This window comes from Longirhabdus pacifica (assembly GCF_004115085.1).
Lineage (GTDB): Bacteria > Bacillota > Bacilli > Paenibacillales > DSM-105158 > Longirhabdus > Longirhabdus pacifica.
Genome location: NZ_QXJP01000013.1, coordinates 78617 through 102305, shown reverse-complemented (window position 1 = coordinate 102305; position 23689 = coordinate 78617). Strand labels below are relative to the sequence as shown.

General features: G+C 40.6%; 19 protein-coding genes. 16 read left to right on the top strand and 3 right to left on the bottom strand.

The annotated features are described in order from the left end of the window. The coding region (locus tag D1Z92_RS10840; RefSeq protein WP_306438816.1) for a peptidase G2 autoproteolytic cleavage domain-containing protein at positions 1–3042 on the top strand (3042 nt) is incomplete at its 5' end. A gap of 164 nt (positions 3043–3206) precedes the next feature. On the opposite strand, the gene D1Z92_RS10835 is transcribed toward D1Z92_RS10840, so the two are convergent. Continuing rightward, positions 3207–5642, bottom strand: a complete 2436-nt coding sequence (locus D1Z92_RS10835) for a peptidase G2 autoproteolytic cleavage domain-containing protein (RefSeq protein WP_164931571.1) — start codon at positions 5640–5642, stop codon at positions 3207–3209. Positions 5643–5977: 335 nt separating this feature from the next. On the opposite strand from D1Z92_RS10835, the gene D1Z92_RS10830 reads away from it, so the two are divergent. The 7 genes from D1Z92_RS10830 to D1Z92_RS10805 all read left to right on the top strand — a co-directional run bounded on the left by D1Z92_RS10830 (position 5978) and on the right by D1Z92_RS10805 (position 11451). Beyond that, positions 5978–6427: an NUDIX hydrolase gene (locus D1Z92_RS10830; RefSeq protein WP_128895691.1), complete on the top strand. Its 450-nt coding sequence runs from the start codon at positions 5978–5980 to the stop codon at positions 6425–6427. A gap of 221 nt (positions 6428–6648) precedes the next feature. After that, positions 6649–7941: a helix-turn-helix domain-containing protein gene (locus D1Z92_RS10825; protein WP_128895690.1), complete on the top strand. Its 1293-nt coding sequence runs from the start codon at positions 6649–6651 to the stop codon at positions 7939–7941. Next, complete coding sequence (locus tag D1Z92_RS17320) at positions 7938–8075, top strand: hypothetical protein (RefSeq protein ID WP_164931570.1); 138 nt, start codon at positions 7938–7940, stop codon at positions 8073–8075. The genes D1Z92_RS10825 and D1Z92_RS17320 overlap by 4 nt, the downstream gene beginning before the upstream one ends. Positions 8076–8226: 151 nt before the next feature. Next, positions 8227–9117 (top strand): 5'-nucleotidase, encoded by an 891-nt coding sequence (locus D1Z92_RS10820; RefSeq protein ID WP_128895689.1) that lies wholly within the window; start codon positions 8227–8229, stop codon positions 9115–9117. A gap of 69 nt (positions 9118–9186) precedes the next feature. Beyond that, complete coding sequence (locus D1Z92_RS10815; protein WP_128895688.1) at positions 9187–10392, top strand: MFS transporter; 1206 nt, start codon at positions 9187–9189, stop codon at positions 10390–10392. Positions 10393–10408: 16 nt separating this feature from the next. Further along, the gene (locus D1Z92_RS10810) at positions 10409–10879 is read left to right on the top strand and encodes a DinB family protein (protein WP_164931569.1); all 471 of its coding nucleotides are present in this window, start codon (positions 10409–10411) and stop codon (positions 10877–10879) included. Between the two features lie 320 nt (positions 10880–11199). Beyond that, positions 11200–11451 (top strand): hypothetical protein, encoded by a 252-nt coding sequence (locus D1Z92_RS10805; RefSeq protein ID WP_128895686.1) that lies wholly within the window; start codon positions 11200–11202, stop codon positions 11449–11451. A gap of 241 nt (positions 11452–11692) precedes the next feature. Here the strand turns inward: D1Z92_RS10805 and D1Z92_RS10800 are convergent, their stop codons facing one another. Further along, complete coding sequence (locus tag D1Z92_RS10800; RefSeq protein ID WP_128895685.1) at positions 11693–12595, bottom strand: LysR substrate-binding domain-containing protein; 903 nt, start codon at positions 12593–12595, stop codon at positions 11693–11695. Positions 12596–12846: 251 nt separating this feature from the next. Here D1Z92_RS10800 and D1Z92_RS10795 point away from each other — a divergent pair, with 251 nt between their 5' ends. The 5 genes from D1Z92_RS10795 to D1Z92_RS10775 are packed head-to-tail and all read left to right on the top strand — an operon-like array spanning position 12847 to position 18772. Beyond that, positions 12847–13836 (top strand): ABC transporter ATP-binding protein, encoded by a 990-nt coding sequence (locus tag D1Z92_RS10795; protein ID WP_128895684.1) that lies wholly within the window; start codon positions 12847–12849, stop codon positions 13834–13836. Beyond that, positions 13833–14903 (top strand): ABC transporter substrate-binding protein, encoded by a 1071-nt coding sequence (locus tag D1Z92_RS10790; protein ID WP_128895683.1) that lies wholly within the window; start codon positions 13833–13835, stop codon positions 14901–14903. The genes D1Z92_RS10795 and D1Z92_RS10790 overlap by 4 nt, the downstream gene beginning before the upstream one ends. 15 nt (positions 14904–14918) lie before the next feature. Further along, a complete protein-coding gene (locus D1Z92_RS10785; protein ID WP_128895682.1) occupies positions 14919–16568 on the top strand; it encodes an ABC transporter permease in 1650 nt (549 codons plus the stop codon). Positions 16569–16576: 8 nt separating this feature from the next. After that, positions 16577–17836, top strand: a complete 1260-nt coding sequence (locus D1Z92_RS10780; RefSeq protein ID WP_164931568.1) for an MBL fold metallo-hydrolase — start codon at positions 16577–16579, stop codon at positions 17834–17836. A gap of 36 nt (positions 17837–17872) precedes the next feature. Beyond that, positions 17873–18772 carry a hypothetical protein gene (locus tag D1Z92_RS10775; RefSeq protein WP_128895680.1) on the top strand — a complete coding sequence of 300 codons (900 nt, stop codon included), beginning with the start codon at positions 17873–17875 and terminating at the stop codon, positions 18770–18772. 194 nt (positions 18773–18966) lie between these two features. Here the strand turns inward: D1Z92_RS10775 and D1Z92_RS10770 are convergent, their stop codons facing one another. Beyond that, a complete protein-coding gene (locus D1Z92_RS10770) occupies positions 18967–20559 on the bottom strand; it encodes an aspartate:alanine exchanger family transporter (RefSeq protein WP_240666675.1) in 1593 nt (530 codons plus the stop codon). Between the two features lie 272 nt (positions 20560–20831). Between D1Z92_RS10770 and D1Z92_RS10765 the strand changes: the two genes are divergently transcribed. From D1Z92_RS10765 to D1Z92_RS10755, 3 genes are all read left to right on the top strand, one after another. Then, on the top strand, positions 20832–21551 hold the full coding sequence (locus D1Z92_RS10765; RefSeq protein WP_128895679.1) for a YebC/PmpR family DNA-binding transcriptional regulator: 720 nt from the start codon (positions 20832–20834) through the stop codon (positions 21549–21551). 498 nt (positions 21552–22049) lie between these two features. Beyond that, entirely contained in the window at positions 22050–22757 is a 708-nt protein-coding gene (locus D1Z92_RS10760; protein WP_128895698.1) for a response regulator transcription factor, read from the top strand. Further along, entirely contained in the window at positions 22754–23671 is a 918-nt protein-coding gene (locus D1Z92_RS10755; RefSeq protein ID WP_164931567.1) for a sensor histidine kinase, read from the top strand. The genes D1Z92_RS10760 and D1Z92_RS10755 overlap by 4 nt, the downstream gene beginning before the upstream one ends. The last annotated feature ends 18 nt before the right edge of the window (positions 23672–23689 follow it).

The following is a 23689-nucleotide window of genomic DNA, read 5'->3' as shown; positions in this document are numbered from 1 at the left end:
GCCCATGCCGAAGGGAATGGGACAACGGCGTCTGGAATCAACTCACACGCTGAAGGGTGTAATACCGTGACGCAAGCAGCATGTGCGCATGCCGAAGGTAGTGGAAGTACCGCCAGTGGAATGGCGGCTCACAGTGAAGGCATCACGACGTTGGCAGATGCCACAGCTGGGCATGCAGAGGGGATCAATACAAAAGTGTTTGGCATGGCCGCACATGCCGAAGGCAACAATACGGAAGCGTTCGGCGATCATTCACATGCGGAAGGGTTAGACAGTTGGAGTGTTGGCGGTGAGTCGCATGCGGAAGGAACAGGAACGTTTGCAGGAGGTTGTAGTTCGCATACGGAAGGGATGTTTACGTTTGCAGCTGGCGAATCCTCGCATGCCGAAGGATTTGGAACGACCGCATGTGGTGCGCAATCCCATGCCGAAGGAAACAATACATTGGCATTAGGAGCGAACGCGCATGCTGAAGGCAATATGAATGCAGCGCTTGGCGTTAACTCCCATACTGAGGGAAATGGAACGACAGCTTCGGGATTTAATTCCCATGCCGAAGGAAACAATACCGTGGCTAATGGAAATCAAGCACATAGTGAAGGGAATAGCACATTTGCAAGCGGAGTAGATTCACATGCAGAAGGCAATCTTACTATTGCATGTGGTACGCAAGCTCATGCAGAAGGAGCTTTAACTATAGCAAATAGTTCATTCACACATGCGGAAGGCTTTATAGCAACAGCGATTGGTTCAGTATCTCACGCTGAAGGACTTCTGACCATAGCAAGTGGATTGCAGAGTCATGCTGAAGGGTTAAATACAGCGGCAAGTGGTCATCTAAGTCACGCGGAAGGGTCAGATACCATAGCAAGTGGAGGTGCTAGTCATGCGGAAGGTGATGGTTGTACCGCGAGTGGTATAGCCAGTCATGTCGAAGGAGCGTTAAATGAAGCGAGTGGGGATGGCAGTCATGCAGAAGGAGTAAATACATTAGCAAGTGGTGATCTTGGTTCCCATGCCGAAGGTAATTTGACAGTGGCAAGTGGAAGCGGAAGCCATGCAGAGGGAACGAATTGTACCGCAAGCGGTTTATCTTCTCATGCTGAGGGAATGGAATCCACGGCAAGTGGTTTAACTTCTCATGCGGAGGGGAACTTGACTGAAGCTAGTGGTGATCTTAGTCATGCGGAGGGTGTGCTTAGTTCTGCTGTAGGCGTAGTTTCACATGCTGAAGGGATTGGAACTTCCGCAGAAGGATTTGCTTCACATACAGAAGGATGTAACACGTTAGCGCAAGATTCTTGTGCCCATGCCGAAGGAATGAGAACGGTGGCAAGTGCGTTGGCTGCTCATAGTGAAGGACGTGATGGTTCAGCTGGAGGTACGGCTTCGCATGCGGAGGGAGATGGTACAAACGCAAGTGGAACATCTAGTCATGCCGAAGGAAGCGGTACAAACGCAAGTGGAGCATCTAGTCATGCGGAAGGAAGCGGTACAAACGCAAGTGGAGATTTAGCGCACGCGGAAGGAAATATGACGACGGCAAGTGGGATGGCTAGTCATGCCGAAGGCTTTCTGAGTATGGCAACTGAAATTCACAGTCATGCAGAAGGAGTGTCCACAGTAGCAAATGGATCAGCGTCACATGCCGAAGGGTTTGGTACAACGGCCTCTGGTTTTACTGCTCATGCGGAAGGGGTTTTAACTGACGCAAGTGGAGATAGTAGTCATGCGGAGGGGAACGAAACTACGGCAAGTGGGGTGCAAAGTCATGCGGAAGGCTCACAGACTATAGCGTCTGGAGAGCAGTCACATGCTGAAGGAAGCGGTAATACTGCAAGTGGAGCATCTAGTCATGCGGAAGGCTCACAGACTGTAGCATCTGGGAACCAGTCTCACGCTGAAGGGAATAATACTACTGCAAGTGGAATGGCTAGTCATGTAGAAGGCTTTGTCACTACAGCAAGTGGAGCGCAAAGTCATGCGGAAGGAACAATGACCACAGCAGCAGGTGAACAATCTCATGCAGAGGGAAATTCAACTACAGCATCGGGATTACGAAGTCATGCCGAAGGGTTTCTCACCACAGCAGGAGGTGCGCAAAGTCATGCCGAAGGTTTAAGTACCGTTGCCGATGCGGTGTCTTGCCATGCACAAGGGATCAACACGACGATCGGTGCTACTTTGACTAGCGCGCATATTATGGGGCACAGCGGTAGTGCGAAGCTAGAAAACTCGTGGCATTTAGCGGCGGGTGCATTTGGCGTTACTGGCAATGGCCTTGCTGCTTTTATTAGTGGCGTATCCAGCGGTGGTGTTGGCATTGGTGATGCTTGTTTCATGGGTACGGTGACACAAGGGATGTCATGTAATTGTGACTTTGCTGAAATGTTCGAATCTACAGATGGTCAATCCATTCCCGTAGGTACATTTGTAACATTAGATGGAGATAAAGTGCGTAAAGCCACCAGTCAAGATGACTATATTTTAGGTGTAGTGAGTGCAACGCCAGCAGTGTTGGCTGGATCATCGCAGTTACAGTGGCAAGGGCAATATGTCACAGATGAGTGGGGACGTTTGCAGTATGAGCAAAACATTACCCCTGCAAGTTTTGATGAACATGGCAATATGCTGCAAGAGGAAAAAGTGCAATCCCACTTAATGTTGAATCCAGACTACGATCCGAGTCAACAATATATTCCAAGACAGCAAAGAGAAGAGTGGATACCGGTTGGATTGGTCGGACAATTGCGAGTGAAAGACGATGGTACGTGTCAAGTGAACGGGTACTGCCTGCCGAATGAAGACGGTATTGCCACCCATGCAATAAACGGATACCGTGTCATGAAGCGTACAGGAGATAACCAAGTATTAATCGTTTTACATGCAAATCAGCACAGTGATCACCGTAACGAAGCTCAAAATATTCAGCATGAACAACGAGAGAAGGTCAGAGAGCTGCAAATAAAGGAGCTACAAGAAGATAATTATCGTTTGCAGCAGCAAATGAATAAAATTATGGAGCATATTCTACTCAAGTAAATAAAATAGATGAAAAAGATGTGCATAAACACAATCCAAATAATTTATCATAACTCAGCAAAAGTAAACAACAGTGATCGTTTTTCTTTATCTCAGATAGAAAAGATCACTGTTTTTTTTGTGAAAATAAAATGATTAGTATAATCGAGCACAGAAAAATCAAGCTATTTTAAAAGTTGAACTTGATTGACTACATGTTGCATTTGTTCTTTTAAAGCGTCTATTTGCAGTTGTAATTGTTCGTTACATTGCTTGAGCTCTACATTCATATGTTTCGTTTGCGCTACTTCGTGTTGTAATTGTTGCATTTGTTGATCTTTTTGTTTGACTTGTTTTAACATCTCCTTATGTTTCGCATGCTGTTCCCCATGAAACATGACAAGCACTTGCTTCTCCCCTGTCCTTTCTAACACTTTGTAACCATAACTGGATTTACTGGCAATCCCTGCTGCATTAGGCATGCACCATCCACCAGCCGTACAGGTTCCATCGTCTCTCACGCGAACTTGCCCTACTAACGCTACCGGCACCCATTCCTTTCTTTCTCCACGCGGAAGATAAGACTGTTGCGAGTCATAATTTGAATTTAATTTTCGTGTTGTTGTTTCTTTTGCTGGGGAGACTTCATTACCGGCTGCATCTAGCTCAGCTGGAATGACGCTGGTCTCACATATGGAGCGACCCCATTCGTCCATCTCAAACTTTCCTTGCCAATGAAGTTCGGATGACCCTGCAATAATGCCTGGCGTAGCACTAGAAATACCTAGAATATAATCGTCTTCTTCTGTGGCAATACGCACTTTTTTATTTTCTAAAGAGATAAAATATCCCACATCTATTGGCTTACCATCTATCGTTTCAAACATTTCCGCGAAATCACAGTTGTTACAATTACCTAGCGTAATTCCACTAAAGCAAGCCACACCTGGAGCAGCATTATCCCCCCGTATGAAGGCAACAAGACCATTGCCACCTGCAGCACTACCATTCGCAAGATGCCATGAATTTTCAAATTTAGCAGTTCCGCTGAAACCCATGATGTGAGCACTGGTTAGGGTGGAACCGACACTGGTTTCAATCCCTTCTGCATGAGATGCGCGGGCTTGAGCACTAGTATCTATGCCTTGCGCATGAGATGCGTCTCCGCTAGCATTGCATCTTACTCCTTCTGCATGAGATTGAATTCCGCTTGCTATAGTCAAAACGCCTTCCGCATGTGACTGATCTCCGCTTGCTATAGTGTTGTCTCCTTCGCTATGTGAAGCAATGCCACTCGCTGTAGTGCTTATTCCTTCCGCATGGGAAACATCTCCGCTGGCTTGAGTTAAAAGACCTTCTGCATGAGCAATAATTCCACTTGCTATAGTATTACTTCCTTCCGCGTGGGAAAGATCGGCGCTAGCTGTAGTACCATTCCCTTCCGCATGAGAAGCAATGCCACTAGATTCCGTCATAATTCCTTCTGCATGGGCTGCAATTCCTCTTGCCTCGTTATTTGTCCCTTGTGCATGCGAGGCAATCCCTCTTGCCATCGTATTGATTCCTTCCGCGTGTGATGAAAGCCCATTTGCAATACTATTGTCTCCTTCTGCATGTGCATAATCTAGTAGTGCAAGCGTATTGTTTCCTTCCGCATGTGAGGCACATCCAAATGCATTGGACTGTTTTCCTTCCGCATGTGAGAACTCGTTTTGTGCCATGGTGTTGCAACCTTCCGCATGTGAGGCCGTTCCAAGGGAAATCGTCTGTAAACCTTCTGCGTGAGAACTGACACCTTGAGCGACGGTTTGAATGCCTTCTGCATGAGATGATGTTCCTCCTGCAAGAGTTTGAAATCCTTCCGAATGAGCACCTGAAGCTCCATAAGCTGTGGTTCCTCTTCCTTCTGCATGAGATTGAGGTCCTATCGCTGTACACAAAAATCCTTCTGCATGAGACTGTGTCCCCATGGCGACACAATCGAACCCTTCTGCATGTGCATCAAAGTTTAGGGCAATATTATTCCCACCTTCTGCGTGTGCATCGAAGCCACTAGCAGTAGTCATAAATCCCTCTGCATGAGAATAAATTCCCATCGCAGAAGTAAGCGAACCTTCTGCATGAGAAGCAGTTCCCCCTGCAAACGTCAATTCTCCTTCTGCATGAGCGTTGACACCAGAGGCCATTGTGTTGCAACCTTCCGCATGAGATGCCGTTCCAAGGGAAATCGTCTGTATGCCTTCTACGTGAGAACAGACGCCACTTGCGCTTGTACTGTAACCTTCCGCATGCGCGTTATCTCCGTCAGCTATCGTCTGAATGCCTTCTGCGTGTGCATTTGCCCCATTAGATACGGTCAAATTCCCTTCTGTATGGGAACAAACGCCACTTGCACTTGTGCTGCAACCTTCCGCATGGCCATTATCCCCACTAGCTTTGGTCAATATGCCTTCTGTATGAGAGTTGGCACCATCAGCAATGGTTGTATTCCCTTCCGCATGAGAACAAACGCCATTTGCTATCGTGTTGCAACCTTCGCTGAGCGATCCGATTCCATTTGCTAATGTATTTTGCCCAAAAGCTTCTGAGCAAAAGCCAGGGTTGTTACGGTTACAAATCAATGTCATAATCCCCTTCCAGTGTGGTATGTACGTTTAGTGTATGAAGAAACTAGGGATTTGACCTTGGTGTTTTGCCTATTTTTATGACTCTACTAACATCGGTAGTCATTAGCTTTTTATTTTATTGAGGTCGCCATGCCTATTAAATTCAGATTAATATATAAATGATGAATAGACAAAACGAATACGTCATGTATGCGTATATTATGATGTATGTAAAAATATTCACGTATATGACGATAGTAATAGTATAGAAGAAGTGTAGCATGGTAGATGATGTAAGAGTATACTTATAAGTGAATAAAAATTAAATAAATTAAAAAGGAGAAACCAATTTGATTACGTTCGGAGTAAAAGAAAAAGATGTAGCCTATGTGCTTAGACCGGCTGTGTACGGCTTGTTGTTTAGAAAAGAGAATGAGCAAAATGTAATCGCTATCATTAGAACAAGTCGAAATCAATTCTTTTTACCTGGTGGTGGAATAGAAGATAATGAGACGCACGAAGCGTGTTTGAAACGAGAAACGATAGAAGAAGTGGGAATGGAGGTAGAAGTCGGCAACTTCATAGGATGTGCAGAGAGGTATTTTTACTCTACTACAGAACAAAAATACTATATTAGCGAAGGTCATTTTTATTTATGCAACCATTTTCGCTTATTGAACGTCTCTTCTGAAGAAGATCACTTCCTTGAATGGATGAAACCACTTGACGCGGCAGCATCTTTATATCATGAACATCAAAGCTGGGCAGTGAAAAAAGCTTCAAATTCACTTTCTAGTTGAATGATGTTCCTTTCACCTAAATGGAGTGATCAAAAAACGTATTGATTTACTATATTTATACCATGTATGACTGATGATTAACAAAAATCTAACTTTCTACTAAAGTAAGTTTTCTTTACCATTTTATTTTATGCTCGACATTTTTACCCTTACTTTGACATGGGGTTATTAGTATAATGAACTCAATTATTGGATTCTATTGATTTTAATGGAGTGTTGTTATGATGAAGATTGAAACATTGGGAGAGTTAGTAAGAGAATATAGGGAACGAAACGAAGTAACCATGGGACAACTTCAAGAAAAGCTGGGAATCAACAAGGGTGTCATTAGTAAAATTGAAAAAGGTGACACAAAGCGACCGGAATTCAAAACGATATTTACGCTTGCAGATGAACTAAACATCCCACATGACAAAATCATAGATCGATATGTAAATGTAGAAAGTAGGCCACCAATTCTTCATGAATTGCTTATTAAGATTACTTCAGAAACTGATTTTGATGCACAACTTGTTCGCAAATTGGCTTTGAAATACATAGAATCAGACAAACATGAGACAGAGGATGCGCTAGAATCGTTGTATCAGTACGCTGCAAAGACAGAAGATGTAGAGATTAGATTGATATTGTATGTAACGATTGCGGAGTATGCTCGCCTGCGTGGTATTCCACCATATATTGCCAAAGGCTTATTGCAGGCATATTTAATTAAAAGAGCAAATTTAAAAACAAAAGCGAAAACATTTGATGAAGCAAAAGAAATATTGTACTACATAGACTTCTTAAGTGATAGAGAGAAAGCTGTATATTATTTTCGCATGGCTTTACAAGCGTTTGGTATTAAAAGATATGAAGATTGCATTGAATTTTGTGCTAAAGGTCTGGAACTCAAAATAAGCAACACAGAGTTAAAAGCAAGGGCGCATGGTGCTATGATTAATGCTTATTATGAAATGAGAAAATATGACGAAGTTGAGCACGAATTGAATACATTTATACACTATGAATACACGTTTGTGAATGAGTTTGTAACCTATACTATTGCCATTGTGAAAGTAGCAAAAAAAGAATATACCATTGCAATACCGATGTTAGAAAAGTGTCTAAATAAAATTAGCAAGCCGCAACAACTGTATGTAGTAATAGAGCTTTTGAAAATTTATGATGATCTAAATAATGATAATGAAATGCAAAAATTATTTTTAAATGAAGAATTTTTGACATTCTTAAATTTACCAGAATCAAACTCACAGTATTTAAGTGTTGGAAAATATTTTGAAATTAAAGGTAATTTTCAAATACGACAGGGACTTATTGATGATGGGATGATTAGTTATATGCAAAGCCTTAAAGCCTTTACAGAGATCAATGCTTTTGAAGAATTTATTTATATTAGCAATAACATATTTCAACATTTTAATGAGAGTGGGATAAACGCAAAGTATACTGGACAACTTAATGAAATGTATATTAACATAATAAACAAAACAAACGGGAAGGGGCGTAGAATATGAAAAAAATACTTTTATCTATTATGTTAACAGCATTATTAATTGCTAGCTTCTCAGGATTTTTAGGACAAAATGTACATGCAAGCCAAGGTGATGAAGGACATGTCATGTTATATACTTATAATGTTGGTGAATGAAATAAACAAATAACGTCGTTGAGGAGTTTTGGTATCCATCATCGACGTTTATTTTTTGATTTTTTTGAATAAAACCTTATTTATAAGTGATAATAATAGTTTAACTTTTAATTAAACATAAGTATAAGGATTAAGGACAGGGGGCAAAGATGTGTCATATGATCTAAGTAATAAGTTAGTTGTTGCAATATCTTCACGTGCATTATTTAATCTAGAAGAAGAAAATAAGATATATGAAAAAGAAGGTTTAGATGCATATTCACAGTATCAGCTTGAACATGAGGATGAGTGTTTGGATAAGGGAACGGCATTTCCACTTATTCAAGCATTACTATCTTTAAATGATATATTTAATGAACAGATTGTTGAAGTGATAATTATCTCGCGAAATAGTCCAGAAACAGGATTGCGAGTGTTTAACTCTATTGCTACACATGATTTAAATATTGTTAGAGCAGCATTTACTGGTGGGGAAAATATAGCCAGGTATCTAGGTGCATTTAAGACGGACTTATTTCTTTCTAAAAATGAAGGTGATGTCCAACAGGCTATCGATGGTGGATTTGCAGCAGCATTAATTTATGATGTGCCAGAGAATTACAGTCCTGATGATAAACAAATTCGGATTGCATTTGATGCGGACGCAGTTGTGTTTTCTGAGGAATCAGAAAGAATTTATAAATCCCATGGATTAGATGCTTTTTTAGTTCATGAACATGAGAATGCAAAACAAGCTTTACCAGAAGGACCATTTGCAAAATTATTAAAAACACTTTCTGTAATCAAAGATAAAGAACCTCAATTAATAAAAATAGCAATTGTGACCGCGAGAAACGGTCCTGCGCATAAAAGAGTAATATATACGCTTAGAAACTGGGGAGTTAAAGTGGATGAAGCTTTTTTTCTTGGAGGTGTTAAAAAAAAGGAAGTGTTAAAGGCGTTTAATGCACATATTTTCTTCGATGATCAGGATGTTCATGTTCAACCTGCTAGTGAAGTAGTTCCTGCCAGTCGAGTGCCGTATAAGCAAGATGAATTATAAAGCTAGTTATCATCATAATTAAAAGAGAAAAGAAGAAAAGATATAAAAAAGTAGAAGAAGGTTGAATAGATGAAAGAATGGAAAAACCCCTTTCTTTTAATACTTGGAATTGGCATATCACATCTAGGTAACTGGATTTATTTCATTGCTTTAAATATTTTGATCTTGAATATAACTGGTTCTGCGGCTGCGGTTGCTGGTTTGTATGTGATTAGACCGATTGCAGTGCTTTTGACCAACACATGGGCAGGCAGTGTGGTAGATCGAGTGAATAAGAGAAAATTAATGATGATAATTGACCTTATGAGAGGCAGTTTAATTATGCTTCTTCCTTTTATTACCTCTTTATGGACAATATATGCTCTACTTTTGCTTATCCATATGATAGGAACATTTTTTGGTCCAAGTTCATCCGTTTATATTACGAAATTAGTACCAACTGAAAAAAGAAAGAGATTCAATTCCATCATGAGTATGACAGGCTCTGGTGCATTTCTTTTAGGCCCAGCCATCGGTGGAATGTTAATCATGCTTTTTGGAACTAATCTATGTATTTTTATTAATGCTATCACTTTTTTTATATGTGCATGCATCATTTATTTTCTGCCAAATATAGAAAAGGATGAACATAGGATGAAAGTATCTATACATATGAAAACGATACTGGAAGATTGGAGCGTGGTTCTACGTTTCGCAAAAAAAGCAACATTTTTTATCACGGTTTATATTTTGTTTCAACTATCCATGCTCATTGCATTTGCATTAGATTCACAAGAAGTAACATTTATTAAACAAAGCCTTACCTTATCTGATCAAGATTATGGTTTGATGGTAAGTATTGCGGGCATTGGCGCAGTGATAGGTGCTGCTGTTTCAGCAATGGTAACAAGGTTGGTGAATGTAAAGTATTATCTTGGCGGTGGGATGGTACTTGCATCCATCGGATATATTATGTTTTACGCATCCTTTAATTTCATTTCAGCAGTATTTTCTTTTGTATTCCTTGGATTCTTTATAGCTTTTGCCAATACAGGATATGCTACGTTTTTTCAAAACAATGTTCCTACAAATATAATGGGCAGATTTGGAAGCATTGCTGAAATGATTCAAGCCATGCTGCAAATTTTTTTCACATTAATCCTAGGACTAGCATCTGAGTGGTTTTCCTTGCAAATAGTATGCCTTGTACTTGCTGTAATAGGTACAATATTTGCAACAATACTCTTCATAGCAGTATTACGACCCTCGAAAAGAACATATTTTGTTGAAAAATAAAAAGGGGGAATTGAAGTTGAGTTTAAAACGGGAAAATATATTGCAGCAATATGATGATTTTATCCATTGGGGCAAAACGCTGAGAAATGTGAGTGAACAACAGTGGTTAGAGCCAGTAGAGGAGGGGAAATGGTCTACAGCAGAAATCGTTGGACATTTAACTGCATGGTCAAGCATGTTATTAGAAAATAGACTGGAGTTGTTCAAACCAGGTCATACATTGAAAGTGTTTACTAAAAACGCGGAAGATGTGAATACAGAAGCAGCAGATTCGGCGCGGAATCAGTTCTCACAAAGTGAATTAATGAATCGTTACATACAAATCAATACAAGGATCAAACATAAGTTAGAATTAATTCCAGAAGCACATTACTCCTCATCCTTTTATATTGGTAAAAATGAATTGACGTTATCTTCGTATATGCAAGGAATAATACAACACGAACAGCATCATCAAAAGCAAATCAACACCTTTATTCATGCATAAAAATCCATCAAACATAAAGGAGACTATAAATCAATTAGATTTATTTTAAAATTTCACTTACAAAAATCTGTAACATGCTAACATGTTTGTGTTTGTTAAGTCATAGAGGTAAGACATGTTTGATTGTCATTAAACATGTTAAATTCGTGATGTATTATTTTTTTAGGAGTCTTTTATATCACGTACACGAAGAGAGCAAAAAATAAACAGAATATTTTTACAATAATTTAAATAAAATTTGTTAATATAGGTTTTTTTATCTACTAATTATGATAATATATTAAATAAGTTATAAAATTCAAATTATTAGGAGTGATATAATGAAAAAATTATTACTATCAACATTGATCTTTGCATTTATGATAGGTATGCTTATCCCTTATAACTCAGCTACCGCAGCCTCTTTCATTAACGCTATTTATTATAAAAGTGAATATCCTAACCCAGAAAATACTCCATCTACTATGGGGGCGTATGATTATATTACAAATAGATGGATTTTTTATACTAGGACATCATGCATAGACTGGTATGAGGTAAGATGGTTATGTTATTATGAACCAAACTCTTAAAAGAGTGAACGAAAATTAGCATTAATGCATAAAAGGTAGATTTGGAGCCACTAAGGGACATGTCGAAAAGGTAAAGGTTGTTATCGACAATGTCTTTAGTGGCTTTTCCTGACGTATATACAAATACGGAAAAATATAACATGTAACGCAGACCACATGTTTACCTTAACTCACCCAGAAGAAATTGCTTCACATATTCAAACTTTTCTACTAGCAGATGCGCATGAATGACGCTGTAACATTATGTATTCCGCAATCTATTATCATCATCTAGTAATTGCAAGAATGATTCCATTCGTTTCGTCAACAAGCGATCTTCATGATAACAAGCATAAATGTTCCGCGCCATATGGTGTGATGGAAAAGGGAGGTAATCAAGCAAACCTAGTGATTGTTCTTCATCTACCGCAATGCGTGAGATAAACGTAATCCCCAAATTCATATGGACAGCACGTTTAATGGCTTCTAATGAGTCGAATTCAATCTGATGCTGCAACGTAACATCGTTTAAGCTACTCCACTGCATTGTCATCTGCCGAGTTGTGGAGCTGTTGTCATGAACAATGAATGGTTCCGCAGCAATGACATGGGGATCTGGAAGCTGATTGAAGCGATGGAATGGATGGTCGACAGCAAAAGCGACAACGAGTGGATCGTTGCATACTAATGTTGTTTGTAAGTCCGGTTGTTCAGCAGGTTGTGCGGATATAAATCCAATGTCAATGCTGTGTTCGTGCAGCATTTCTTTAATGATAGAAGCAGGTTTAATGGTCAAAGTAATGGTGACTTTCGGATATAGCACAGCAAATTGTGAAATAAGTTGGGGCAATATATACGTACCGGGAACGTAACTTGCTCCAATGTGCAGCTTTCCTAGTTCGGGAGAGCGATGTTCATCCATCATTCGTTCTGATTGTTTCGCTAAAGCGGTGATTCGAGTAGCATAATGTAGTAAAGACTGTCCTGCATCGGTAAGCATGACTTTGCCAGCACGTTGGTCAAATAACTTCACTCCGTATTCCTTCTCTAAACTTTGCATATGAAAAGTAACGGTTGGTTGTTTTACCCCTAATGCTTCTGCCACTGTCGTAATTTTTTGATATCGGTGGATGAAAACAACTATCTGTAGCTTTATTAAATTCATGGATTGTATCCCTCCCACAACAAAACTTCTAAATCTATCACAATCACTTTTTACTAAAAAATAATAAAATTTTACTAAAATACAGAAAAATATCTTACTCTACTCATTTCTTCCGCCTCTCATTATAGAGAAAATCTATGATGATAACAATATACTAATACAATATTTAACACATCATTTACATATGCTTAATCTCCATATGACTTTCACTCCTTATGATGGAATTAACTTAAAGAAGGGTAGGGAAAGCAATGGATGTACTAATGCAAGACGTGAGTAAGTCATATGGAACGCAGGTAGTGCTTGAATCCATGAACATGCATTTTCCTTCAGGGCAGTTTACATCACTTCTTGGACCATCAGGTTGCGGAAAAACGACACTACTTCGATTGATCGCTGGCCTAGAAACCCCTGACTACGGTGATATTTACTTTGCTGAACATTGCATGTTTTCCACAAAACGCAAAATAAACAGACCGGTACATCAACGGAAACTGGGTATGGTGTTCCAAGAATTCGCATTGTGGCCCCATTTGACCGTATTTGAAAATGTAGCTTTCGGACTGCGAGCAACCAAAGATACAAAAAACTTGGCAGCAAGAGTGGAAGAAGCGATAAAAGCTGTTCGGCTAGAAGGATTAGAGAAGAGACACCCGCATCAACTTTCTGGAGGTCAACAGCAACGTGTTGCATTTGCTAGAGCGATTGCCATTAAACCAAAGTTAATTTTGTTTGATGAGCCACTCAGTGCACTAGATGCGATGTTGCGGGAAGAAATGCGCAGAGAAATATTGGAGCTAGTTCGGAATTTTGGTCTCACAGCTGTATACGTGACGCATGATCAAGAAGAAGCCATGTCGATGTCAGATAACATCATGGTGATGCAACAAGGGAAGTTGCTGCAACATGGTAGCCCAGAAAGTATTTACAGTAAGCCTGAAGATGCTTTTGTAGCTAATTTTGTTGGTAAATCCAATTGGATTGTGCATGACATGCAAATGGTACGACCGGAACATGTTCATTTTACATCTAACCATGCAGGGGATCGATCATGGAAAGCTGTCGTTAGTAACGTGAGTTATCAAGGGGAAAGGTATGAAATCACGTTGCACATAGCGGATGGTATGACGTGGACTACATACTATAATCGTCGTATGCAAATAGGGGAGAACGTCAATGTATTTGTCTCTCCACAACATATTCAATTTTTCAATCATGATAAGGAGGAAGTATTACTATGAAAAAAAGAGCTAACGTATTGAAAAGTGTAGTAGGTTTATTATTTATTGTTATGCTAGCGGCATGTGGAAGTGGTAACACAGACTCATCTGAAACGGATTTACAAACTAATGGGCAAAATAATGCTAACGAAGAGGAAGTAGTTGCAACGGAAGAAAAAAGCGACAAGCTAGTGATTTACAGTGCAGGCCCAAAAGGATTAGCACAATCCATTTTAGAAGGTTTTGAGGCAAGTTCAGGAATTAAAGTAGAACAATATCAGGCGACAACAGGTAAAGTGCTGGGTCGCTTGGAAGCAGAGAAAAATAACCCAGTTGCTGACGTCGTCGTGCTTGCTTCATGGCCAGCTGCGATGGGCTTGAAAGAAGATGGAATGACACAAAGCTATAGTGAAGCAAAAAATGCAGATAAATTGAATGATGGATGGGTAGATGAAGCATATCACTATTTTGGGTACAGCGCTTCTGCATTAGGTATGACATATAACACTAATTTAGTGGATGAGCCACCAACGGACTGGAGTGACCTTACTGGAGAACAGTGGAAAGGTGTCGTTAATTTCCCTGATCCAACGCTATCTGGATCTGCACTCGATTTTGTAAGTGGTTATATGAACCAAGTTGGTGAAGAAGGATGGAATTTGTTTGAAGACTTAGCTGGTAACGAAGTGGCGATGGCTGGTGCGAATAAAGAAGCATTAAATCCAGTCATTACGGGTGCAAAAAGTGTGGTTATGGCCGGAGTAGATTATATGGCATACAGTGCAAAAGCGCAAGGTGAGCCTATTGATATCGTATATCCTGCTAGCGGTACGGTTATTAATCCTCGACCTGCTATGATTTTAAAAGATGCAAACAATGTGGAAAATGCAAAATTGTTTATTGATTATTTGTTATCTGATGAAGCACAAGCACTAGTTGCTGAAGCTTACTTGCTTCCTGGTAGAGCAGATATCACAACAGATCTTCGTGCAAATGTAGGAGATATTAAAGTGTTAGCGTACGATTGGAACTGGATGAAAGAAAATAGTCAATCTATCAGTCAGAACATCGTAGATATTTTTAACTAATAAGTTGGTGAAATCATGAAGACAAGAAAATGGGGATTTACGCTTGCGCTTGTTCTACTTGCGGTGCTGATTGTTAGTCCATTATGTATAGTGCTTCTTCATAGTTTTTATCCTGATGATACGTTTGATATTACAGCACCATTTCGTACGATGTTTGACGGAGAATTAAGTGAAGTGTTCTTCAACTCTATTCAATTAGGCTTCATGGTGGTGTTAGGTGCGACGGTACTAGCTTTACCGATGGTATTTTTAATGACAAAAACATCACTTGGACGTCATAAATGGTTGGATGTCGTGCTTATCATTCCCTTTATGACTCCACCGTATATCGGTTCCATGGGTTGGATTTTGTTTATGCAAAAGCGAGGTTTTTTGGAACAAATGGTTCCATTTACCGAGAAGATCACGCCATTTTTTTTCAGTTTATTCGGTATGGTCACCATTATGAGTTTGCATTTATTCCCGTTCTTGTACTTAATCTTACGCAATGCTTTAGCTAAAATCGGCAATAATTTGGAGGAAGCGGGTCAAGTATACGGTGGAACGTTTATGTATCGCTTTAGAAAGATTATCATTCCACTACTATTAAGTAGCTACGGTATGGGCGCATTACTTGTCATGGTCAAAACGATTGCTGAATTCGGCACACCTGCAACGTTTGGTAGATTGATAGGATATCATGTGTTAACAAGTGAGATTCACAAATATACTTCGAGTTGGCCTATTGACTTTGCTAGAGCAACAGCACTCGCTTCGATTTTATTATCAGCGTGTTTACTGTTTTGGTATGTGCAAAATGTCATGAGTCGCAAGTTTCAATATCAGACGATTACAGGAAAAGGATCTCGTCAGAAAACGGTGCAATTCAAAGGATGGAAAAGGGTATTATCTTGGGGTTACGTTGTGTTTTTGCTCGGAACTTCCATCGGAGTACCTTACTTCTCTATCGTGGTATCTTCCTTGCAAAAACTCAGAGGTGAAGGACTGGCTTGGGGTAACTTTACGTTTGCTCACTATGCGGAACTGCTCTCTTTTGGTTCACCGGGATTACAAGCATTGACGAACAGTCTTGGTCTCGCATTCATTGCTGCTTCCATTGCTGCTATTCTAGGTACCTTTTTAGCATTACAAATTGGAAAGGGTAAAAAGTGGACAGAAAGAGTAACCGATGCATTCAGCTTACTTCCTAATACCGTTCCTGGCATTGTTATTGTGGTTGGACTCATCTTATTGTGGAATGCATCTTGGATGCCCATCCCTATATACAATACGTACGCTATGGTCGCTTTAACGTATGTCGTCTTCTACGTCCCCTATACCGTGCAATATGTGAAAGCGAGTTTGGGGCAAATTAATGTATCGTTAACGAACGCGGCTAATGTGTTTGGTGGAACGCCTTGGTATACGTTTCGTCGTGTGGTATTGCCGCTCATTATACCTGGCGTTTTAGCGGGTTGGACGATGACGTTTACGATATCCGTACGTGAACTGGTGGCATCTTTGATGGTTTTGCCACCATCGATGGAAGTGTCCGCTACGTATATTTTTACTCAATTTGAACAAGGCAGTGTTTCTTTAGGCATGGCCATGGCGGTTGTTTCTGTAGGGTTAACGACTATTGTACTACTTGTAATGAATCAATTGTTCCAGCAAGAGAAAGGATGAAGTCATCGTTGAAAGCAGAAGTATGGGGAGGAGCAGGAGAACACGGCCGTTCCTGCTATTATGTAGAGCATCAAGATATGGCAGTACTACTGGATTGTGGAGGCAAGAAAGAGGCAGCCGGTGTGTATCCTTTATTAGATAAAACAAAAGTCAATAAAATAACGGCGGTATTTTTATCTCATGCGCATGAAGATCACGGTGTAGCGCTTCCGCTTTTGTACGAACTTGGTTACGCTGGCGACGTATGGACAACGAAGGCAACGTATGAACAACTACCTTATTATTTTAAGGCGTGGAAGTCTTTTGTGGAGCAGCGAGGTGGCACCGTACCGTATGCAGAGGAAACTACGAAAGAGATTACATTCCGCTTTTTAGAAGATGAGGCTCCGATGGGGGAGGCCATTTCTATCACAAAAGATATACAGGTGACTTGGGGTGCGAGCGGGCATATGTTAGGCTCGATCTGGCTGCAGTTGCACATAGCAGGAAAAAATGTGTTTTACTCTGGTGACTATAGTCCAGAAAGCACACTGCTAACGGTGGATCCACCCAGTTTCCCTACTACACCTGATCTTGCTATTATTGATGCAGCATATGGGATAGACACAACGTCGCAACAGGACTTGCTGAACGTGTTGCAAGATAAAGTAGCAGAAGTTCTAGCAAGGAAAGGGCATGTGTTGATGCCTGTCCCCGTATTTGGTCGGAGTCAAGAACTATGGATGATGTTCGTCAAACGTTTTCCTCAAGCAAACATTGCGGTAGAAAAAGAAATTGCAGAAGGGCTGTTATATTGGAAGAGATGGGGGAACTGGGTACGAGAGGACGTTCTGATGGATAATAGACTGATGAAAGAGCGCATGACTATCGTCAGCAAGGACGAAGAGCGCAGAGAACTGCTTATGAAAACCCCACATATTATTTTCGTACCTGGTGGGATGATGGAGAGTAAGATCAGTCAGTGGTATGACAAACAATTACGTAACGATGAAAGAAATGCGGTGTTATTGACAGGACATGCAGCAGCAGACACGTATGCTGCAACTTTGTTGAAACATCATCACGGATGCGAGGTAGCGTCCTTTCGTTACAAAATTCATCAAGGATATTTCGACGTACGTCATATGTTGAATCACTTGCAACCGCACATCACGATTTTAGCACATGCAAATAAAGCCAAAACAGATCATTTAGCTGATCTTCTACATGAGAATGGGTATAATGGATTGTTATCCTTACAGCCAGGTGATTGTATTAACGTATCGTAAAGTGAACTCACTTCATAAACATAAAAAGGAGATGGAATGATGTTATATAATAGAGGGAAAGTATGGTCATTTAGCTTCATGATTAGCGCATGTTTGATGATATCATTGGTTGCCGGTACGACTTTATTCTCGGAAAACGTGTTGTATGCGAAGGAGGAAGCGGAAGTTATGGTACCTGATTATGAACTTAAAGTATTTCTGGACCCAGCTCTTGTTTTAAATGAAGATAAAAAGTTAAATGATGCGGTGCAAGATTATTTTAATACAGAAGATACAGTGGAGAAGTTAGCGGTACAATTTATGGACACGGAAGATTTAGACATTAGACAAGAAGGATGGTCCGTTCGTATTCGTAAGAAAGAAGCGTATAGCGACGAAGAATTTGAATTGACGTATAAAAAACGTTATCCAATTGAAAATGGAGATATAGATGCAGCTTTAGCGCTTTCAGCTTCAGAAAACTTTACGCTGGATGATGACAATTATGAAGCACAAGTGGACTGGGGATATGAGAAGCAAACACTCAGTATTAGCCGTAAAAAAATAATAGAAGAAAACGGCTACGACGGCATGGAATTACCTACAAGAAAAGACTCAAGGGATTGGACGATAGAAGAAGCTCCTGGAAAATTTGAAAATTGGACTACAAAAAATTGGGGAACAGATTTGTTAGAGCAAGTGGATAAACCATACGGCCCTGTATCTGCAAAAAAAAAAACAGGGAGTTGGAATGGTCATAAGATCTACATTGAAGTTTGGGAAATTTTGAACGAGAACGGAACGGGTTATGATTACATTGTGGAAGCGTCATTCAAGATGGATGATGGTACACAAGCAGAAGCTGAGAAAAAGAAGTTAGAACAAGAAATGGCAGATGCCGGTTGGTTTCTACCTGTAGATCAGTTGAAAACCTCTTTAATACTAGAAAGATACTAAAACCTACTAAACCCCTACTAAACCATAATACAGATACTAAACCATAATAGCTCAACCTTATAATCAGCGTTTAACAAAAAAGGGGAGAGCAGCGAAGGAGCAGAGGAATTCTGAGGAAAGATCGGTATTCCTCCACTCACTTTTCATTAATCCGAGAAAGGATGGGATTAAATTTATCAATAGCTCTTCATCATCTAAAGGAAGAAAATAAGCAACTGTGATGCGATCGCCACGAAGATGAGGGCAAATGGATAGGCTGCCGCATACGTGATCGATCCTTCCTCTGAACTGGACAGTTGATTCAGGGCTCCGAGACCTGGGGTACTGGTCATTCCTCCGCACAAAGCGCCCAATGAGTGAATAACACTTAGTCGAAATACGAATCTCGACATATAGTATCCCACCACAATTGGCGTCATTGTAATAATGGATCCGCCTACAATTAAACGAAGGCCTTCCTGCCTAACCACCTCTACCAAACCTTCACCTGCCGTAGTGCCTGCTCCTGCCAGAAACAAAGCGAGTCCAATGTCGCGAATCACTTGATTTGAAGGCTGATAATATCGTGCCTGAATAGGTCCTAGTTTGCCGAAATGAGAAATGATCAGTGCCGCAAACAACGGGCCGCCAGCCACACCGAGCTTGATCGTACCTAAGCCGGGAAGAACAATAGGGATCATCCCGATCAGGACGCCAATCAACAGAATAAAGCTCAATGACAGCAGATGCACATTGACCACGCTATGGTGCTTGCGCTGAAACAGCTTCTCAACCTCATTCAAACGGTCTTCACTACTCACCATTGTGAGCACATCTCCTCGTTCAAATCGCCACTTTGGACTTTGGTTGTATTCGATTCCCCCGTGCTCAAGACGGGTGACGGTAACCCCATATGTCTTCCTAAGATCCAGCTCCCGTAGATTCTTTCCTACCATCTCCTCTGAAAGGACTGTCACACGGCGTAGCTTCACATGATCGGCATTTTTGAAATTAGTTGGAACCTCTCTACCGATGTCCGCTGCCAACTTATCTAGATCTGAACGAAGCCCAACGGCTACTAAGCGATCACCCGTTACGATGACCGTATCCCCTAAGGCAATGATATTTCGATTACCTCGAATCACTCTGCTGATCACGACAGAGTGATAAGGGTCAAGCTTCAACTCCTGCAAGGTACGCTTTTCTAGTGCGGGATCGGTCACTTCAATGGTCATTACCTCTGGGGATGTCTCATTGCGTATGGGGCCTGATGTTCGGTGCAGGTCCTCCTGTAAATTGATCTTGAATACTTTCGGCAGTAGCTGCACAAAAAAAACGACCGCCAACACGCCGAATGGATAAGCGATACCGTATCCGACGGAAGCGAGAGGGTCGTTGGTGGCTTCTATCGCTGCAGCTAGCCCTGGCGTACTGGTCATTGCGCCTGTCATCAGTCCTAAGCTTAGTGCTGGAGGAAGATAAAACAGCTTGGACACCACAACCGTAGTCACTGCACCGATCAGCACGATCAACAGACCAATGATGCCAAACAGCATCCCTTTCGTCCGCATCATCAAGAAAAAGCGCGGCCCCGCTTGCAGCCCAACGGCTACAATAAATAAACTCAGTCCTAGCTGCTGTACCAATGATGGGATCTGATAATGAAAGTGGCCTGCGATCATCGCGACAAGCAGTATCCCTGAAGAGCCCAGTCCAATGCCTTTGATTTTAAATTGTCCCACTATAGAGCCTGCGAGTAAGATAACGAATAGCAACACTAACGGATTATCCAACAGTGAAATGATCATGTCCAAGTTGCATTCCTCCAATCTTCAAAAATATGTATAGTAAATGCTCATGTATGTTGCATATAATCTCAACGATACTTTTTATTATCTCATGGATAAAGTTAACGTCAAGCCAATTGATTCATGGTTATGGCTAACTCAATTGAACGAAGATGTACAGGATTTTTATCATTCAGGTTATACGCGGTTTGTGATAAAATGTAAGACTGTAAGAGTGAATTTGCCGCAAACATTTGATCATATTTTTTAACCTGATAGAAAGAGGGGACACAATGGGTCGCAAGTGGAACAATATCAAAGAGAAAAAAGCAAACAAAGATAAAAACACCAGTCGTATTTATGCCAAGTTCGGGCGTGAGATTTATGTAGCCGCCAAGCAGGGTGAGCCGGATCCGGAATCAAACCGCAATTTAAAGGTGGTTCTGGAGCGCGCCAAGACCTACAATGTACCCAAGGCCATCATTGACCGTGCACTGGAGAAGGCAAAGGGCGGAGCGGATGAGAATTACGAAGAGCTAAGATATGAAGGATTTGGGCCAAGCGGCTCCATGCTGATCGTGGAAGCGCTGACGAATAACGTCAACCGTACTGCACCGGAAGTGCGTTCTGCATTCAATAAAAATGGCGGCAGCATGGGCGTCAGTGGTTCGGTTTCCTATATGTTCGATGAAACGGCTGTAATCGGACTGGAAGGAAAAAGTGTCGATGAAGTGCTGGAAATCCTGATGGAAGCCGACGTGGATGCGCGGGATTTGCTGGAGGAAGACACCACCGTTATTGTGTATACGGAACCGGATCAATTCCATGCGGTACAGGAAGCGCTTGGGCAAGCGGGTGTATCTGAATTCAGTATTGCAGAGCTACCGATGCTGCCGCAAACCGAAGTAACGTTGTCCGAGGAAGACCTGGCACAGTTTGAGAAACTGGTCGAGGCATTGGAAGACCTGGAGGATGTACAGCGTGTCTATCACAATGTAGACATGGAAGGGTAATCCTGATTTACCCCATTCTAACTTCATTAGAACTTAACTGGCGTCCAATGACAACATCATGACGACAGACGATACAGACTTCGCTGAAAGCACAAGGCAGCAAGTCTGTTTTTCTTTATGGATGAAGATGGAAAGGCATCACGGCCTATGCGATTCGTCACGACTGGCACACTACCAATGCCCATGTGGCAGTTACCTGGTCAATCATGAGGGATATCCATTTTTATGTGATTTGGAAGATCAGTGGAGGAGAGACATTCATTGAAAAAAAAGCAAGCGATACATGCATCTGTCCTGTATCGCTTGCTTTATTTGTTTGCTTATTTTGGATGAGAAAAGCGAGGATACGCTGTTGCTTGCATAGGCAGCTTAGGTAAGTTAAAATTTTTAGTAGTTTTATATCAAACATACCATTATTTATATTCGCTCATTTATAGGGCTGTTTTATTTATACGATAAAAGATGAATATGCATGTCATGAATGGAAAGAAGTAGGTGATGATATTGAGTCAAACAATATTACTAGTGGAAGATGATGTTTCTATCAGTGAGATGGTGACACAGTATTTAGAAAATGAAGGATACAGCATACATCATGCTTTTAATGGGAGTGAAGCAGAACACAAACTACAGCACCATCAATATGACATCATCATTCTTGATGTCATGTTACCAGAAAAAGGGGGGCTGCAATTGTTGCAAGATCTTCGACAACATAGTGTGGTTCCTGTATTAATGATGTCTGCAAAAGGAAGTGATGTGGATAAAGCGCTAGGATTAGGATTTGGTGCAGATGATTATTTAGCCAAACCTTTTTCATTAATTGAGTTGTTAGCTAGAGTCAACGCGTTGATTAGGAGATACGCACAGTATGCTAAGCAATCTTCTCAACAAGATGAGATCCTATTATCCCATCATGGATTATGTATTAATTTAACGAATTATAGTGTGCAAAAAAATAACGAACAGCTTCATTTAACCGCCACTGAATTTCAATTGCTAACTTTATTGGTTAAAAATCCAAAAAGAGTGTACACAAAAGAACAAATATGTCAGCTTATTTGGGAAGAAGGTTACTTCGGAGATGACAATAAAATTAATGTTCACATAAGAAGATTAAGAGCCAAGATAGAAGATGATCCCTCTAATCCTACTATAATTCAAACGATATGGGGAATAGGGTACAAATGTGGGGAAGCAACATGATGGTGATTGGTTCAACTGTCATCATCATTGTGCTGCTCTTAGCAACAAATATCTTTCAATACACGAAAATAAGAACTAGAAAGACTGCGTTACAACACATCAACAAACAATTGGAGAAAATTAATGAGCAGGGTCAGCATGGACATGTAGGGTATATCACTCGTGACCCAGATGTAAAAACATTACTCACTCACATGAACAACATGATCCATCGTAAGCAGCGTTTAGAGATTGAAAATATGGAGACACAACAATCGATGAAAAAAATGTTATCTAATATTTCCCACGATCTCAAAACGCCCTTAACCGTCATTTTAGGCTACACAGAGATGATGAAAGTGAATCACGACGAAGAGAAACAACGCAAATGGCTAGATAAAGTGATCTTAAAAACAAATGAAGTGATACAGCAAATCCATCGTTTTTTTGATTTGGCGAAATTAGAATCGGGAGATGAAGTTATGACTTTTGAACATATTCATCTCAATGAGATTTGTAGAACTAACATGTTATCTTTTTATGCTTTATTTACAGATCATGGATTTGAAGTGGATATCCAAATACCAGAAACGCCTATTTACGTTGTTGCAAATGAAGAGGGAATGCATCGTGTATTGAATAATGTACTTGCGAATGTGATTAAATATGGAAAAGATGGAAAGTACGTAGGATTGCAATTACGATATGACACGGATTTTGCATACATCGATATCATCGATAAGGGGAAAGGAGTGGAAGAGAAAACACGTATCTTTGAACGTTTATATACAGAAAATGAAGCAAGACAAGGGGCAAGTAGCGGGCTAGGATTAGCCATTACGAAACAGTTGGTACAAGCCATGGATGGAAAGATTGAGGTGGAAAGTCAACCTTTTAAGAAGACTATCTTTAGCATTACATTGAACAGAAAGTAATACATTCATGCGGAAAGT